Below are 15,140 nucleotides of genomic sequence, written 5' to 3'. Positions count from 1 at the left end.
AATGATACACTTTATACAATAAAAATTACTGAATATGCATATATACTCTTTACATATACATTATTTCTTGATAGGTTAGACTGTAAGGCCAATTCACTAGATGAATAAGAACTAATTCAGAGAAGTAATGGGAGCGAACAGGATGTCAGGATTATTGAAAGCAGAGAAGGGGCTGTTCTACGGTCTCGCAGTTATTTTATTGGTAGTTGGATTAGGGGCGGCAGTGATGCTGCACCTGCACGTTTGGGCCTACATTGTCATGTTAATTGTGTTTGCGGGCATTCTTTGGTTGGAACAACGCTTTGAACTCAGCGGGGTGATTCCGGTCTTCCTGCTCATGAGTTTCGTGGTGCTGAGCATGCTGAGTCTCAACCTTGGCCGCTCAGACCAGCAAATATCGTTTGCCAATGCTTTGAGTACCGAGGTCGTTCATGCCTCTAAGTAGGTACAAAAAAGGCGCACACCCTTACAGGCGGCGCCTTTTTTTGAATAGCACACTAAATCCAAGGTACAGCACTGTGCACCACAGCAGACTGACAAACATGGTGCGGTACGAACTGGCATCGACGATTAATCCCAATAGATAGGCTCCCAGACCCATCCCCAGGTCGTAGCAGTTCAGCAGCACGCCGGTGATCGACTCGCGTTTTTCATTACCGGCATCCTTCAGCGTCCACGCTTGCAGTGTTGGGAAAATGGTCCCGTCACCCGCACCGTAGAACACGCCGGCCAACACGAGTTGCCAAGTGCTGTGCATGGTGACCAGCAACCACAGGCTGATGATGAGCGCCACGATACTTGGAATGACCACGAAGAATGCGCCCCGCTGGTCAAACAGATTACCGATCATCGGCCGCATCAAGACACCAACAATAGCGGCTGCAAAGAAAAACCAAGCAACACCGCTGACGTGCAGCACCTTCGCAAACAGGGTGGTATAAGCACTGACGCCACCCATGACCAAACCGAGAAAGAAGATCATCGTAAATTGCGGGACAAATGTGCGGTCAAAGCCGGCAAACAACGGTTGTGATTTCCGAACCGGATGCGTCTGCTGGTGTGGCGTGAGAAACAGCAGGCTGACCATCGCGATGCTCAGCACGATGACGCAGGCTAAGAAAAACGCGTTAAACGACAGATACTCGGCTAGCGGAATCGCAATCAGCGGGGCTAAGGAAGCGGTCAGCATACTGCTGACGCCGAAATACCCCATGCCTTCGCCCATTCGGTTGAGCGGCAATTCGTCCGCGGCTGCCGTTGCAAAGTAGGTGGTAGCGAGCCCGTGCCCCAGCCCGTTGACAACACGCAATAGGATCAGAATGCCGAAAATAGTGAAAAATGGGTACGCGATGGCGGTTAATAGGTAGAGGCCAGCACCGACCAGCAACAGGGTTTTCTTTGAGAAGTAGGCCAACAGCTGTCCGGTAAAGAATCTGACCAGCAACCCTGCAAACATGAGCACGCCAACGAAAAGGCCAATCTGCCCGGCATCGAGACCGATCTTTTGCCCGTATAACGGCAGTACTGGAACCTGCATGTTGTACGCCATAAACACCATAGCGTTACCGATGAACAGCAGGATGAAGTTTTTTGTGAGGAAAGTGTGTTTTGATTCCAAAATAATATCGTTCCTTTCAAAGTAGGGTCCAAATAGGGCAAGTAGAACTAAATGGCACGACAGTAAAACGCCAGACGAGATCACAAGTCACGTAATCTTGTCTGGCGTTATTTTGCCGTCCGATTGAATTCTTATCCAGCCCATGTTGGACTGCTCCGATTTACACCTTTCAAATTAGCGAACTATGGCTGAATTGTCAAGCAGGTTCACATGAGATATTAGTGATAATTAACGCCCTTTTTAAAAATCAGCTGCTGCAACCCGTACACGAGCGGTACCAGATACAGATAGAGTGCAAACGGGATATAGCCTACGAAACTGGCACCAATAACCGCGGTAGGCACAAACGCAGCAATGTTCCACGGAATCAGCGGGGCGGTGAGAATACTGGAGTTTTCGAGATCCACGGCTAACTGACCATTGTGTTTGCCGTACGCCGGCCGCATCAGCGTATTAGTCATAATGATGGCAATCGATTGGTTGCAGCCAATCGCACTGGTGATAAAACTGATCAGGACGGTCATTCCAAAGGGCAGTTTTGTTTGGCGGTTGGCCAGCGACTGCTGCAGGTTGGTAAAACTTGCGAGGTGGTTGAGAATTCCCGCGATCGCGCAGGATATCGGCACCACGGTCAGCGGACTGATCATGGACACCACACCGCCACCCTGCACTAACGCGTGTGCCGTTGCCGGGTGATAGCCGACCACCAGCGTGGCCAGCAACGTGCTAATTTGCTGATGCTGTTCGGTAACGCCCAGAATCGCTGCCGCCAAGATACTGAGAGGAATCGATCGGCTGATCGGCTGGCGCAAAACGGACAGGACCAGCACAATAATGACCGGGATGAGCATCAGCCAATTAATGGTGAAATTGTGTTTCAATTGGGTCATAAAACTGGTATTGATGTGATTCAGCGGATTGAGCAGCGACAGGCCCCAGTAGCCGGCCAGTGTCAGCAACAGTGCAAGCCACGAGGACGCAAACATGTTGCGAATATTGCGGAACAACCTGGTAGCGGTGATGGTCGCCACCAGACTGGCACTTGATGACAGCGGCGAACACCGGTCACCGAAGTACACGCCTGCCATGATGGCACCGGCAACGATGTTGAGGTTGATGTCGCCACTCTTGGCAATCAGCATCAGCGGCAATCCCACAATGCTGATCGTACCAAACGAGGTACCAATGATAAACGACACCCCGGCACAGACCACGAAGGCAATCAGGATAAACGTTTGCGGGTTCGTGATCCTAAACGCGTCGTAAACGATGGTGGCAATTGTGCCGCTGGCCATCCAGATACCAATGACAGCACCGATGAGAATCAGCGTCTTGAGTACGCCGAACGAGGTTTTGGCGCCTTCCCACGAAAATCGCAATAACGTTTTGAGGCCATATTCACGTTTGCCAATGGCCATGAAGATCACCCAGCAGAGGGCGAGCGCGTAACCCAGCGCGATGTTATGTATGACACAGAAAATAAGAATAATGAATGATAGCAGCACACCTAAAATTAAAATTGGTAACCAACTCCCTTGTTTCACGGTTACTCCTAATTATAGGTGAGGGGGGACGAAAATGCTACCAGCGGTGGGCACTTGTTTTGACAGCCCAGACCACCGCTGGGGAATGTTTCACACGGCAATATTTCGTTTTGAAAGCGCTTGACAACACAATGTTTAGATGTATTCTGAATTTGAGTATGTGACGTTGTTTGCTGGTCGGCAGGCAACGCTTACTTATTAAGGATGCGAAACTGTAACGACCTCAATTAGTCAGGGTCGTTATTAAGTGTCTCACTGATAGTGAACAGCTATTCGTGAGGCAACCAAACTCTGAGAGGAGTGACAAGCATGACAGCAAAACAGGAAACACGAAAAAAAGACGCCCAGGAAGACGTTGAAACACTCTTTAGTGCACTTAAGACGACCAAAACCGGGCTGACGCAACAGGAAGCAAAAGCACGGTTGGACAAGAATGGTGCCAACACCATCACCCATGGCCAGCAACAGTCGCAACTCAAGGCATTTTTGAGCAACTTCATTAGCCTGATGGCGATTTTGCTCTGGGTCAGCGGCCTGATTGCCATGTTGTCCGGGACGGTTGAACTGGGCATTGCCATTTGGCTAGTCAACATCATTAACGGCTGCTTTAGTTTTTGGCAGGAACACCAAGCGCAGAAGGCGACCAATTCGCTAATGGCGATGTTGCCGACCTACACCCAAGTATACCGGGATGGCAAGGTCGTCCAAGTCAATGCGACTGACCTGGTTGTCGGTGATGTGTTCGAGCTGCAGGCCGGTAACGCGGTGCCCGTTGATGCCCGATTACTATCGGCAACATCGATGCAGGTTGACCAGTCCGCGTTGACTGGTGAGTCGGTGCCGGAGTCGAAAACGGCAACTTATAACCCTGACGAAGGCGAGTTTGCCGAGAGTAACTTGATCTACGCGGGAACGACGGTTGGCGCCGGTACTGGGACTGCCGTGACACTGGCGACTGGGATGCAGACGGAGTTTGGCCAGATTGCCGCACTGACGCAGCAACAGGCCAAACATTCGAGCCCGTTGGAACAAGAGCTTAACCGCCTGACGAAACAGATATCGATTATTGCAATCGGCATCGGGGTCGCGTTTTTTATCGCCGCCATTTTCTTCGTGCGTTATCCAGTGGCGAAATCGTTTATCTTCGCACTGGGGATGATCGTGGCGTTCATTCCAGAAGGCCTGCTGCCAACCGTGACACTGTCGTTGGCACAGGGCGTTCAGCGGATGGCGAAGAAACACGCGTTGGTCAAGGAGTTGGACAGTGTTGAAACACTGGGCGAAACGACGGTCATTTGCTCGGATAAGACTGGGACGCTGACGCAGAATCAAATGACGGTCAACCACGTGTGGCTGCGGCATCAGGTTTATACGGTATCTGGGCACGGCTATGTGAATAATGGGCATGTGTTGTTAAATGACCAGGCTGTCAACTATGAAGACGACCCCGATTTGAAACGATTGATGCTCGTTGCGGGCCTCAATAATGATACGAAAGTGCAGACGGACCCCGACACCCACCAGCCAAAGTTACTTGGGACGCCAACCGAGGCGGCCTTAGTCATCATGGCAGAAAAGGCGGGCTTTGACGTTGAGACCGTTGCCGCGAAAACACCGCGCCTCAAGGAACTGCCGTTTGACTCAGTCCGGAAACGGATGAGTACAATTCACCAGAACGATGCCAACACGCTGTCGATTTGTGTGAAGGGGTCGCTAAGCGATATGCTGCCGCAGTGTACGACCATTCAGGTGAACGGCGAAGCGCGGCCAATCACCCAGGCGGATTTGGATGCCATCAATAAAGCGAACGAAACATACGCCGCTCAAGGCTTGCGTTCCCTGGCTATTGCCTACCGTGAGATTCCCGCTGAAGCAGATGTTAACAAGCAGGTGGCCGGTTTGACGATCGATAACGCCGAAACGGACCTGAGCTTTATCGGCCTGACCGTCATGGCTGACCCGCCACGGCCTGAAATCTACGATGCCGTTCAAAAGTGTCACGATGCGCAGATCAAAATCATTATGGTCACTGGAGACAGCGCATTAACTGCTAAATCGATCGCTGTTAAGATCGGCCTGACCAGCGATAAGGCCCGGGTCGTGACCGGCATAGAACTGGAAGCCATGGGTGAGGATGAGCTGAAAACGGCTTTGGCCGGTGAAATCATCTTTGCACGAGTGGCGCCGGAACAGAAGTATAAAATCGTTTCAACCTGTCAAAAGATGGGGGAGATCGTGGCCTCAACTGGTGACGGTGTTAACGATGCGCCAGCTTTGAAAAAGGCGGACATTGGTGTTGCCATGGGTGTTACCGGGACAGATGTCGCTAAGGACGCTGCTGATATGATTTTGACGGATGACAACTTTGCCTCCATCGTGGCTGCAATCGAAGAGGGACGGACAGTCTACAGCAACTTGCAGAAGTTCCTGCTCTACATCTTCAACTCCAACGTGCCGGAAGCTATTCCATCGGTCCTGTTCCTATTCAGCCGCGGGTTGATTCCACTGCCGCTGACTGTCATGCAGATTCTGACGGTTGACCTTGGGACTGACATGTTGCCAGCGCTTGGACTAGGTGCTGAAAAGGCAGAACCGGGTATTATGCAGCAACCGCCACGTCCGCGAAACGCGCACTTATTGAATAAACGGGTCGTCTGGACGGCGTTTGCCTGGTATGGGCTGATTGCCTCGATCGTTTCGACCTTGGCGTACTTTTTCGTCAACATGGAAGCGGGCTGGCCGAATCAGGCACTGGCTGCCAGCGGCGGTTTGTACGCCCGAGCCACAACGATGACCCTTGCCGCCATCGTCTTCTGCCAGATTGCAGCTGCACTAAACTGCCGGACACAGGTCACTTCAGTGTTCAAATTTGGACTGTTCAGTAACCACCGGGTCTGGGCTGGGATCGTTTTTGAAGTCATTCTGTTAGCCTTTCTAGTCTACACGCCAGGTGTTCAAAGCTTGTTCAACACCGCACCGTTACAATTGCGGGATTGGGGGTTCCTGTGTGTGATCCCGATTCCGATATTCTTGATTGAAGAGCTGCGGAAATTTGGGGTGCGTCGGGTCAAAGGTATCAGGTAGAGAGTGTGGGACGCATTTCCAATCAGTTGTTTAGAGGGTTTCATTGCACCCAAATATTAGCCTAAATGAAAGAATGTAGGACAGAAGGGAGTTTGACCCAGAAAAAAATAAGCGTCCCAGCCAACAATCCGTTTGGAATTGTTAGCTGGGACGCTTATGTGGTCAGATGTGACCGCAGGCTGCGCGTTTATGCCAGATTACTAGGACGCGCTAGAGTGACAATGCTATTGATACCGTGATTGCAAACTAGTTTTTTAACACAGTGGAAATGGGTTTTCCGCTCGGTCCTGTAATGATTACTGGTGCGCTTTAATGCCTTTTATGGCGTAAAAATCGCACATAATGATAGACTCCCTGTGGCGCAGGGCGCTAATCAAGTTTTGTAATTGATTCACGCGTATGATGTTCCGGTAAATGCTTCTCTGGATCTGTATCACGAAGGTAATCAATCTCCTGTACCGCAATGCGGGCGAGGGAGCGCTTTACCGTTTCATCGTTAAACACAGCCGATAAAGCAATCGCAAATTGTTTCTTCAAATCAGGGTCAAAATCCTTAGTACTGGCAGCGTCGTTTAACGCCTTTAAAAGCGTGGTTGAAGCAATCGTTGCCGAATGATCGTCGAAAATATGGTCAGCCATAAAATCATCCTTTCTTGGTAGTTATAAGTTGCCTTACGGAAATTATACGCTAATAATCGGGTGCAGGTCGTGAAGACGCTTTGACTTTTTTATGAAATTTTATTGAGAGCACAAAAAATAACAGCGCTGTATCGATGGGCATAACCACACTGAAAATAGGTCATAAAGTGTGATTGTTCGATGTGACACTGGCGGCAGCATGCAGCCGCGAAAGGAAGTATTTGAATGACACCATACAAGATTGAGACTCGTGACACCTGTACCGTTTATGGTATCAACATCCAATTAAGTTTGGAGTAGCCGTGCTTTCAGTGCCATTTTGAGAGAGAAGCGAATCTTAGGAAAGCAAATGAACGATGACAGGACTCAAATTGAACGGATGCGGGGGCTGCTAGCAATCTGCAGTATGCAAGCAACGAATTCTATTACCATAAGATGATGTATTATCTGGGTGTTGATGCTGTCCATGTGCTGACTGATGATGAAAAGAGCCGGTTAATTGAATTTCCGCCCGGGACCTGACTTGGTAGTGCCACACGCAGTTGAGGATGCGGTTGCGCTCCGCAATGAGCACCTTTAGCGATATTATTGGTCGGTTGAGCGGCTACTGCCATGAGGGCTTACCAAGTGCTGTGGCAGAGACTGGTAAAAATGAAAAGGGTCATGTGACTGGTGAACTGTTTGTACCATTAGTTGGCGCAATAAACGGGTAGTCAGGGTTTCACATGAAACATGATTCGATTGAATGCGGTGTGTTGGAAACAAAATTTACCTTTGACACATCTTTTTAATTCGCAGTGAGTTTGATGCCAATGATGCCAATGAATAAGACACCAACGAAAAACCAAGTTAACGGACTAAGTTTGTCGCCGAACAAAACCACCCCAATAATGACTGTTCCCACCGCGCCGATCCCTGTCCAAACGGGATAAGCGATACTTAGTGGCAGTTGGTGGGTCGCTTTGGCCAGAAACGCAAAACTGGCAATCATACCCAGAACCGTTAATCCAGAATACACGGGGTGAGAAAAGCCCTCACTGAGTTTCATCAACGTTGCCCAAACCACTTCGAAAACGCCTGCAATTACTAAATAAAGCCATGCCATAATCATTTCCTCCTTGAACAAAAAAGCACCGGACACCATTCCTTCAATGACCTAACGGAATGGTGTTCGATGCGGCTGCCCGGTGGCAGTTTTTTGTTTTAATTTCCTAAAAGCATAGCATGAGAACCATCAGCGAGTCAACCAAGGGGTGTCGGCTGTATTAATGTGATTGTTCCACGTGAAACATAGCAAGGTAAAAACCCACCTGCCAGTTGCATCAAACGGCGAGTGGGTTTTAAGTATTTGGATAGTAAGATGACTTGATCAATCAGGATTCAGTTACTGTCCCGTGAAAATGAATCAGCCAGCGACGCGGCTGGTTCCTGTTTTGTAATTCAAATGATAGCCTGATTCGATGTTGAAAATATAAACGTTAAAGTGGACTGCGTTACTGCCGATGGATTGGCCTTCCATTTGAACGCCATTTGCTAACAAGTCATTACCCTTGAAAATGGGTTTGACCTCATAGCGGACGTAATGGCTGCTGTTCCCTTTGAGATAGGCGGCCACTTCATTTTCGTATTTTGTCATGCCGGGGTCATTCAGCGAACGTGTCCCAGTCATGAGGTTGCGGAAATTGTTGTTTTGGCCAGTCAATTGATACCCAATTAAATGGCATCGATTGTAGAGGTAACCGTGGCTGGTACGCTTGTTATGCCAACCGGTTGGCGTGACATAGAGGCCTTCACGGGCGGCGGTTGGCATCAGTTTTTTGTTCAAAACGGCGTTGGCAGCGGTGACCCGGTTTAGGCGGTCCAGATTACCGTATTTCTGCCATGCGCGTCTCGACAAAGTTGACGCCTTGAACTTTGGATTGTTATGGTTAATGATCACCACTTGATGGCCGTGATAGGTTAATTTGGTTAGGTTGCTAGTAGAAGCCTGGGCAACCTTAGCCGTTTTAACCTTGACCTTGCGCACAATCCTGCGTTTTGCTGGTTTCTTATAGGTGACCCGTTTTGGCTTGTGCATGGTCGTCTTGTAGTCTGTTGCTGCTAACGTTAACCCGCGATGCCGAGCCGTTGATAAGGTAACGCGATACACTTTCTTAGCCCGGTTAAGGCCACGATTATGACGGTGATAAAAATAGTGCTTACCAGTTCGGGTCACGTAAACGTAGGTAGCTGCCTGCGCTGTCGTTGGTTGAACCGGTTGCACACCGCCAACTGCCAGTGTCACTGTGGCAATCAGCAGAATGACCCATTTTGTAAATCGTTGCATTGCAATATCCTCCCCAGGATCTCATCTATAGAGAGTGACAGAAATTAGAGAATCACGATGAAGACAAAGTTGACTTCATTGCAGTGTTCATCTTCCTGACACTCGGTTTGGAACGATGACCAAAAAAGCGTGTCATGCGCACAAATGCTTGGTCAATCGTTGAATAAATCTGGGAACGGTAACTGAGTGATTGATAAGTCTAGTAACAGTGTATCATAATGTACATGTGTCAAAAAATGAATATAAAAAAGGAAATCGATTGTCGATTTCCTTTCCTTTTTGAACTAATGCGTAGAAACACTCGTTGCATCTGAATTTACTGTTTCAATATTGTTCTCAGTTTGCTTTTCTTCTTGAACAATTTTCTTTCTGTTAAAGAGCATAAGTGCAAGTACAACAATTACAATAACTGCAGGGCCAACGATGCTTGCATGAACAGTACCTTCGTAAACCAACCATGCTAATGGACTAGCAGCAAAGTCAATACTTGCGACTGAGCTGGTACCGGCGGGGATAAGTGATGCTTGAACGGTTTTGACAGCGGCAGTGAAAATTCCGGCTAATGTTGTTGCTGACAGTACACCAACAATCATTGTTACAAGACCGACAATGAAAGTCCGTAATACATTTCCGTTAGTGTAAGGTAATACGAGTGGGAAAATATAAATCAATCCAGAAAGACTAGCTAATGGCAGGAATGCGTTTCCTGGAATAATGACTGATAAGAATAAGATTGTAGGCACTAACAATAGGGAACAAACAAGGGTAACAGGGTGACCAATAACAAGTGCAGGTGTCATTCCAATATTGAAAGTCCGACCCTTGAATTTTTTGCTAATCAATTCCTGTGATCTGTTAGAGATTGGTTTTAATCCTTCGATAAACAGACTTGTTATTCGTGGAATTAAGACCATTACTGCACTGAGGATAATACTTAGTTGCAATGTCTTGGCAACTGGGTAATGCGCTAAAGCACCTAAAAGAATTCCAATGATGACACCGAGAAAAATCGGATCGCCTAAAATGCCAAATTTCTTTTGTAACTTTTCAGCATCTAAATCAACTTTATTCAGACCTGGAATGCGTTCGATGATCCAGTTAATTGCCCAAGCAAATGGAATGAAGGTTACACAGAATGCCTGAGGAATCGAAATACCCTCGAGATCTTTACCATAGAATTTTTCAACTTTCTTTTGTGATCGATCGGCACCCACAAGTGTTACGATGAAGGTCACAATCGCGGCGAAAGCACCCCACCAGAAGCTCTTGGTGGCAATGGATACAATTGATCCAACGAAGGCGAAGTGCCAGTAGTTCCAAAGGTCAATGTTTAATGTTTTGGTTGTTTTGGTAACGAGCATGATGATGTTAATCAGCAAACCGAGTGGGATGATGATTGCGCCGACTTCTGTACCGAAGGCGACGGTTGAGGCTGCGGGCCAGCCGATATCGAGTGTGTGCAGGTGTAAGTGATAGATTTTGACCATTGAATTAACGGCCGGACCCAAATTGTCGGCTAACAGTTGTGTCATCACACTCAGACCAACAAAACCAACACCAACAGATAAACCGGATTTAAGCGATTTTCCAATACCAAGGCCTAAAGCAATCCCGAATATCAAAAAGATAATCGGCATCATTACACTTGCGCCTAGAGACATAATGTAATTAATTACTGCCATGTTAAATTCCTCCGTAGTGAATTTATTTGACTACTTGGGTTGCTTGCCAATGTATGCCAAGATACCGCCATCAACGTACAAAACATGTCCGTTAACAAAGTCAGAAGCGTCTGAAGCTAAGAAAACAGCTGGACCTTGTAAATCACTTGTTTCTCCCCATCTTGCAGCAGGTGTTTTAGCGATAATAAATTGATCAAATGGGTGACGTGATCCGTCGGCTTGTTTTTCACGCAAAGGCGCTGTTTGTGGCGTAGCAATGTAGCCTGGTCCAATTGCATTACATTGAATGTTTGCTTCACCGTATTCTGAACAAATATTACGGGTTAACATTTTCAAACCGCCTTTAGCAGCAGCGTAAGCACTAACAGTTTCGCGACCAAGTTCACTCATCATTGAACAAATGTTGACGATTTTACCATGGCCTTTTTTAATCATGCCAGGAATAACGGCCTTTGAAACAATGAATGGTCCCGTTAAATCAATATCAATTACTTGGCGCCATTCTTCAGCAGACATTTCAATCATTGGAATTCGTTTAATAATTCCAGCGTTGTTAACGAGGATATCAATTGTTCCAAAATCTTTTTCAACTGTAGTGATAAGCTCAGCGACGTCTGATTCTTTTGTAACGTCTGCTACATATCCTGTTGCATCAATTCCGGCTTCTTTATATGCGACCATGCCTTTATCCACCAATTTTTGGTTGATATCGTTAAAGATGATTTTTGCACCGTATTTTGCGTAGGCACTTGCGATAGCGAAGCCAATTCCGTAACTTGCGCCTGTTACCAATGCAATTTTTCCGTCTAAGCGAAATGAGTTTTCATTAAATTCTGTCATTTTGTTATTCTCCTTTGGTAAAATAAAGATGTCTTATTGAGTGATAGTCTTCTTAATCGTTTCCCACTCAGCATGATATTGGACGGCTAATTTTGTAACTTCAGCAAAGTTTCCAGTTGCAGCCGGAGAGGTTAAGTTGCCGCCAGCACCGACTAAAACTGCACCGTGATTAAACCACTCCGCCATGTTGTCCAAATTGACACCACCAGTTGGCATCAAATTGGTATGAGGAAGCGGGCCTTTTTTAATTGCGTCAAAGAATCCCATTCCAACAATCTTTGCTGGAAAGACTTTGATGATATCCACACCAGCAGTTAATGCTGTTTGAATTTCTTTAGGTGTCTGGCAACCTGGCATATATGGAATTTGATAGAGGTTACAAATTTCCGCAACTTCGTTATTGAATGAGGAGCTTACGATAAATTCAGCACCTGATAAAATGGCGAGTCTTGCCGTTGGCGCGTCTAAAACTGTTCCAGCACCAATTACTACTGCGGTATTCTTGCTATACTTATCAGCCAGTTTGCTAATTGTTTGATCAGCATGCGGTGCCGTAAAAGCAAGTTCAATTGAAGTCACACCGCCTTCGATACATGCAATGGCGGTATTATAGGATTCTTCCGTTGAATTGCCACGGACAACTGCAACGACACCTGAATTTAAACATCTTTGTAAAATATTTAGCCGTTTCATGTTATAATCACCTTATAGATAATTTCCAAAAGAGAAACAGCAGTTCTTATTAAGAAACCATGATGAAATTATATAATTAACTATTTTTTAATGCAAGCCTTTTCAAGGAGGATTATGAATGAGTGAGCAAAGAAAGCTTTACGGGACAGTGTTAATTCACGCAAAAAAAATTTTGGATTTTATCATGTTATCGGCTCAAGCTCCGACGCTAACGGAAATCACTGAAGGTGTTGATATTTCAAAACCAACAGTATTGAAAATATTGACAACGTTAGAATTTTTAAATTTCGTTTATCGTGATGAAGTTAACAAAACGTACTATATTGGGACAGCGATGATTGGTTATTCAGAAAAAGCGTTAAGTGGACTTGATATCACTAAAATCGCAAAACCTTACTTAACTAAAATTCGAGATATTACAGGTGAAACTGTTCACCTTGGCATTGAGGAACATAATGAAATTGTTTTTCTTGAAAAAATTGAAGGTAATCGGTCAGTTGCACTGAAATCGCGAGTGGGTGGTGACTTACCGATGTATTGTTCATCAATGGGGAAAGCAACTTTAGCAACAAAGACCAAGGATGAAATTGAAAAATATGCGGACAGTGTGGATTTTTTACCGAGGGCTGAAAATACAATTACGAATAAGGCCAGATTGTTGAAGGAAATTAATGACGCGAGAAAATGCGGATATGCTATTGATGATCGTGAGAATGAAAACGAAGTTATGTGTATCGGTGCTGCAATTGAGAAAGATAAACATGTGTATGGCGCATTTAGTGTCAGTGTGCCTGCGTATCGCATGACACCAGACCAGCAGCAAAAAATAATTGATTTAGTTTTAGATGCTAAGGCGAAAATTAGTAAGCAAGTGTAAAAAAGCACTTGCTTTTTTTTATTTGGTATTTTATATTAAATATATCCAAAAGAGAAATATAGTTTCCAATTAAGAAACTTCCTTTAGAAAGGAGGTTTTCAAATGCCTGAATTTTTAACGTTTGGTGAACCTTTAGCAGTTTATTCGTCTGAAGAAATGGATAAGCCGCTAGAGGAGGTCACTAAATTTAGAAGATTTTCCGCAGGTGCAGAATTAAATGTCGCCATCGGTGTGGCTAGAATGGGATTCAATAGTTCTTATGTCTCATCAATTGGCAAAGATTTTACCGGAAACTTTATTAAACACGAATTAGCAACAAATCATGTGGATACATCCTATCTTTTTCAAAAAGAGCACTCATATACCGGCTTTTATTTTAAAACGCGTGTGAGTCATGGCGATCCGCAAATTGCGTACTTTAGAGCGGGAAGCTCAGTTAATCAAATCACTGAAAGTGACATTGATTCGATTGATCTGACTGGTTTAAAGGTACTGCATATTACTGGTATCTCATTGGCCCTTAGCGAAAATGCCTATCGCGCGGCATTATCGTTAATTAGTAAGGCACATCATATGGGGGCAATTGTTACTTTTGATCCAAATATTCGAAAACAGTTGTGGCAATCGGAGAAAACAATGATTGCCACAATAAATGAAGTGGCATCACTTGCTGATGTTGTTTTCCCAGGATTAAAAGAAGGTCAAAAACTAACCGGTTATTCTAATCCTCAAAGCATCGCCAATTATTATTTAGCAGGTTCATACACGAAGTTGGTCATTCTAAAGAATGGAACAATTGGTGCTGTTGCTTTTGACGATAAACAGCGGACGGTATCTGTGCCAGCACTGCAAGTAGACAAAGTTGTTGATACCGTGGGGGCTGGCGACGGTTTTGCAACAGGTATTATTTCTGGATTATTGGATCATTTATCACTTGAAGATTGTTTGAGACGTGCAACCACTATTGGGGCACTGGCAGTTCAAAGTGAGGGCGATAACACTGGTTATCCTGACCGTAACAATCTGTTAAGTTTGATGGAAAAGAAACCAGTTTAAAGTTACGGGTTATATACCTTAAAAAAGGACTAGAGTCAGTCCTTTTTTTGTTTGCCAAAATTAGTTATTGCAATTTTATCAAATAGTGTGTATATTAGAATGAACATTCAATTATAAAGTGAGGATTGATGCGCATGGCAAGGACTAAGGCTTTTGAAATTGATGCTGTTTTAGACAAGGCAATGCGGTTGTTTTGGACACAGGGGTACGAAAAAACGTCCATGCAGGACCTGGTAGACAATATGGGAATTAACCGAAAAAGTATTTACGATACGTTTGGCGACAAGCACACTTTATTTTTAAAGGCACTTGCGCGGTATGACCAGTTTGCAAATGATCTATTCCAGAAAGCCAGCGATTCAGAGACAACGCTTCTTGGCAAACTACGAGCAATTTTTCATTCGGCGGCGTTTCAAAATCGGACTTCACCCAAAGGTTGTTTGATGGTCAATTCTGCAACGGAGCTTGCTGTGATTGATCCTGAGGTGGGCGCCATCTTACAACGGATGTTCACACGTAACCAACGGAAGTTTTCGACACTACTCGGTCAGGCGCAGCTTCACGGTGAACTTTCGGCCAATTTGGATCCGGATGCTTTAGCGAGTTATTTAAACAACGCATTTACTGGGATTCGCGTGATGACCAAAGTTAGCACGAGTGACCAAGAGCTTGATCAGATTATTGCTATGACCTTGGCAGCTATTAGAAGTTAATCAGAATTGAGAAGATCCCGAATAATGGGATTTATTTTTTAACCATATTAGAATGATTGTTCAATAAA

At 45.6% G+C, this 15,140-nt stretch carries 14 protein-coding genes; 6 read left to right on the top strand and 8 right to left on the bottom strand.

Annotation, left to right across the window (positions count from 1 at the left end; all coding sequences use genetic code 11):
* The first annotated feature begins 142 nt into the window (after positions 1-142).
* Positions 143-445, top strand: a complete 303-nt coding sequence (locus FC82_RS11455) for a hypothetical protein (protein ID WP_054760396.1) — start codon at positions 143-145, stop codon at positions 443-445.
* Between the two features lie 21 nt (positions 446-466).
* Here FC82_RS11455 and FC82_RS11450 read toward each other — a convergent pair whose 3' ends face one another.
* Both FC82_RS11450 and FC82_RS11445 read right to left on the bottom strand, forming a co-directional pair.
* Positions 467-1,618: an MFS transporter gene (locus tag FC82_RS11450; protein ID WP_054760398.1), complete on the bottom strand. Its 1,152-nt coding sequence runs from the start codon at positions 1,616-1,618 to the stop codon at positions 467-469.
* 218 nt (positions 1,619-1,836) lie between these two features.
* Positions 1,837-3,162 carry a Na+/H+ antiporter NhaC family protein gene (locus FC82_RS11445; protein WP_056997065.1) on the bottom strand — a complete coding sequence of 442 codons (1,326 nt, stop codon included), beginning with the start codon at positions 3,160-3,162 and terminating at the stop codon, positions 1,837-1,839.
* 309 nt (positions 3,163-3,471) lie between these two features.
* Here FC82_RS11445 and FC82_RS11440 point away from each other — a divergent pair, with 309 nt between their 5' ends.
* Positions 3,472-6,246, top strand: a complete 2,775-nt coding sequence (locus FC82_RS11440) for a cation-translocating P-type ATPase (RefSeq protein ID WP_056997064.1) — start codon at positions 3,472-3,474, stop codon at positions 6,244-6,246.
* A gap of 369 nt (positions 6,247-6,615) precedes the next feature.
* Here the strand turns inward: FC82_RS11440 and FC82_RS11435 are convergent, their stop codons facing one another.
* Positions 6,616-6,885 (bottom strand): hypothetical protein, encoded by a 270-nt coding sequence (locus tag FC82_RS11435; protein WP_054760403.1) that lies wholly within the window; start codon positions 6,883-6,885, stop codon positions 6,616-6,618.
* 566 nt (positions 6,886-7,451) lie between these two features.
* Between FC82_RS11435 and FC82_RS16745 the strand changes: the two genes are divergently transcribed.
* Complete coding sequence (locus tag FC82_RS16745) at positions 7,452-7,598, top strand: hypothetical protein (protein WP_156405148.1); 147 nt, start codon at positions 7,452-7,454, stop codon at positions 7,596-7,598.
* A gap of 74 nt (positions 7,599-7,672) precedes the next feature.
* Here FC82_RS16745 and FC82_RS11430 read toward each other — a convergent pair whose 3' ends face one another.
* From FC82_RS11430 to FC82_RS11410, 5 genes are all read right to left on the bottom strand, one after another.
* Positions 7,673-7,990, bottom strand: coding sequence for a DMT family transporter (locus tag FC82_RS11430; RefSeq protein ID WP_054760406.1), 318 nt, complete (start codon positions 7,988-7,990; stop codon positions 7,673-7,675).
* Positions 7,991-8,290: 300 nt separating this feature from the next.
* Positions 8,291-9,211, bottom strand: a complete 921-nt coding sequence (locus FC82_RS11425; protein WP_056997063.1) for a DNA/RNA non-specific endonuclease — start codon at positions 9,209-9,211, stop codon at positions 8,291-8,293.
* A 284-nt stretch (positions 9,212-9,495) separates the two neighbouring features.
* Positions 9,496-10,893, bottom strand: a complete 1,398-nt coding sequence (locus tag FC82_RS11420; RefSeq protein ID WP_054760408.1) for a PTS galactitol transporter subunit IIC — start codon at positions 10,891-10,893, stop codon at positions 9,496-9,498.
* A 30-nt stretch (positions 10,894-10,923) separates the two neighbouring features.
* Complete coding sequence (locus FC82_RS11415; RefSeq protein ID WP_054760410.1) at positions 10,924-11,733, bottom strand: gluconate 5-dehydrogenase; 810 nt, start codon at positions 11,731-11,733, stop codon at positions 10,924-10,926.
* Positions 11,734-11,766: 33 nt separating this feature from the next.
* Positions 11,767-12,426, bottom strand: a complete 660-nt coding sequence (locus FC82_RS11410; RefSeq protein ID WP_056997062.1) for a bifunctional 2-keto-4-hydroxyglutarate aldolase/2-keto-3-deoxy-6-phosphogluconate aldolase — start codon at positions 12,424-12,426, stop codon at positions 11,767-11,769.
* 118 nt (positions 12,427-12,544) lie between these two features.
* Between FC82_RS11410 and FC82_RS11405 the strand changes: the two genes are divergently transcribed.
* The 3 genes from FC82_RS11405 (at position 12,545) to FC82_RS11395 (ending at position 15,072) form a co-directional block, all read left to right on the top strand.
* Positions 12,545-13,303, top strand: coding sequence for an IclR family transcriptional regulator (locus FC82_RS11405; protein ID WP_056997061.1), 759 nt, complete (start codon positions 12,545-12,547; stop codon positions 13,301-13,303).
* Positions 13,304-13,405: 102 nt separating this feature from the next.
* The gene (locus FC82_RS11400) at positions 13,406-14,359 is read left to right on the top strand and encodes a sugar kinase (RefSeq protein WP_054760413.1); all 954 of its coding nucleotides are present in this window, start codon (positions 13,406-13,408) and stop codon (positions 14,357-14,359) included.
* Between the two features lie 134 nt (positions 14,360-14,493).
* Positions 14,494-15,072: a TetR/AcrR family transcriptional regulator gene (locus tag FC82_RS11395; RefSeq protein ID WP_056997060.1), complete on the top strand. Its 579-nt coding sequence runs from the start codon at positions 14,494-14,496 to the stop codon at positions 15,070-15,072.
* Positions 15,073-15,140: the final 68 nt, after the last annotated feature.

The organism is Secundilactobacillus collinoides DSM 20515 = JCM 1123, from assembly GCF_001435975.1.
GTDB lineage: Bacteria > Bacillota > Bacilli > Lactobacillales > Lactobacillaceae > Secundilactobacillus > Secundilactobacillus collinoides.
Note: the sequence above shows the minus strand (reverse complement) of the source record. Positions and strands in the feature narration are given on the sequence as shown.

Excerpts from the sequence above, each read along its gene's own strand:
- FC82_RS11455 (WP_054760396.1), top strand. The coding sequence starts at position 143 with ATGTCAGGATTATTGAAAGCAGAGAAGGGGCTGTTCTACGGTCTCGCA.
- FC82_RS11440 (WP_056997064.1), top strand. The coding sequence starts at position 3,472 with ATGACAGCAAAACAGGAAACACGAAAAAAAGACGCCCAGGAAGACGTT.
- FC82_RS11435 (WP_054760403.1), bottom strand. The coding sequence starts at position 6,885 with ATGGCTGACCATATTTTCGACGATCATTCGGCAACGATTGCTTCAACC.
- FC82_RS16745 (WP_156405148.1), top strand. The coding sequence starts at position 7,452 with ATGAGCACCTTTAGCGATATTATTGGTCGGTTGAGCGGCTACTGCCAT.
- FC82_RS11430 (WP_054760406.1), bottom strand. The coding sequence starts at position 7,990 with ATGGCATGGCTTTATTTAGTAATTGCAGGCGTTTTCGAAGTGGTTTGG.
- FC82_RS11425 (WP_056997063.1), bottom strand. The coding sequence starts at position 9,211 with ATGCAACGATTTACAAAATGGGTCATTCTGCTGATTGCCACAGTGACA.
- FC82_RS11420 (WP_054760408.1), bottom strand. The coding sequence starts at position 10,893 with ATGGCAGTAATTAATTACATTATGTCTCTAGGCGCAAGTGTAATGATG.
- FC82_RS11415 (WP_054760410.1), bottom strand. The coding sequence starts at position 11,733 with ATGACAGAATTTAATGAAAACTCATTTCGCTTAGACGGAAAAATTGCA.
- FC82_RS11410 (WP_056997062.1), bottom strand. The coding sequence starts at position 12,426 with ATGAAACGGCTAAATATTTTACAAAGATGTTTAAATTCAGGTGTCGTT.
- FC82_RS11405 (WP_056997061.1), top strand. The coding sequence starts at position 12,545 with ATGAGTGAGCAAAGAAAGCTTTACGGGACAGTGTTAATTCACGCAAAA.
- FC82_RS11400 (WP_054760413.1), top strand. The coding sequence starts at position 13,406 with ATGCCTGAATTTTTAACGTTTGGTGAACCTTTAGCAGTTTATTCGTCT.
- FC82_RS11395 (WP_056997060.1), top strand. The coding sequence starts at position 14,494 with ATGGCAAGGACTAAGGCTTTTGAAATTGATGCTGTTTTAGACAAGGCA.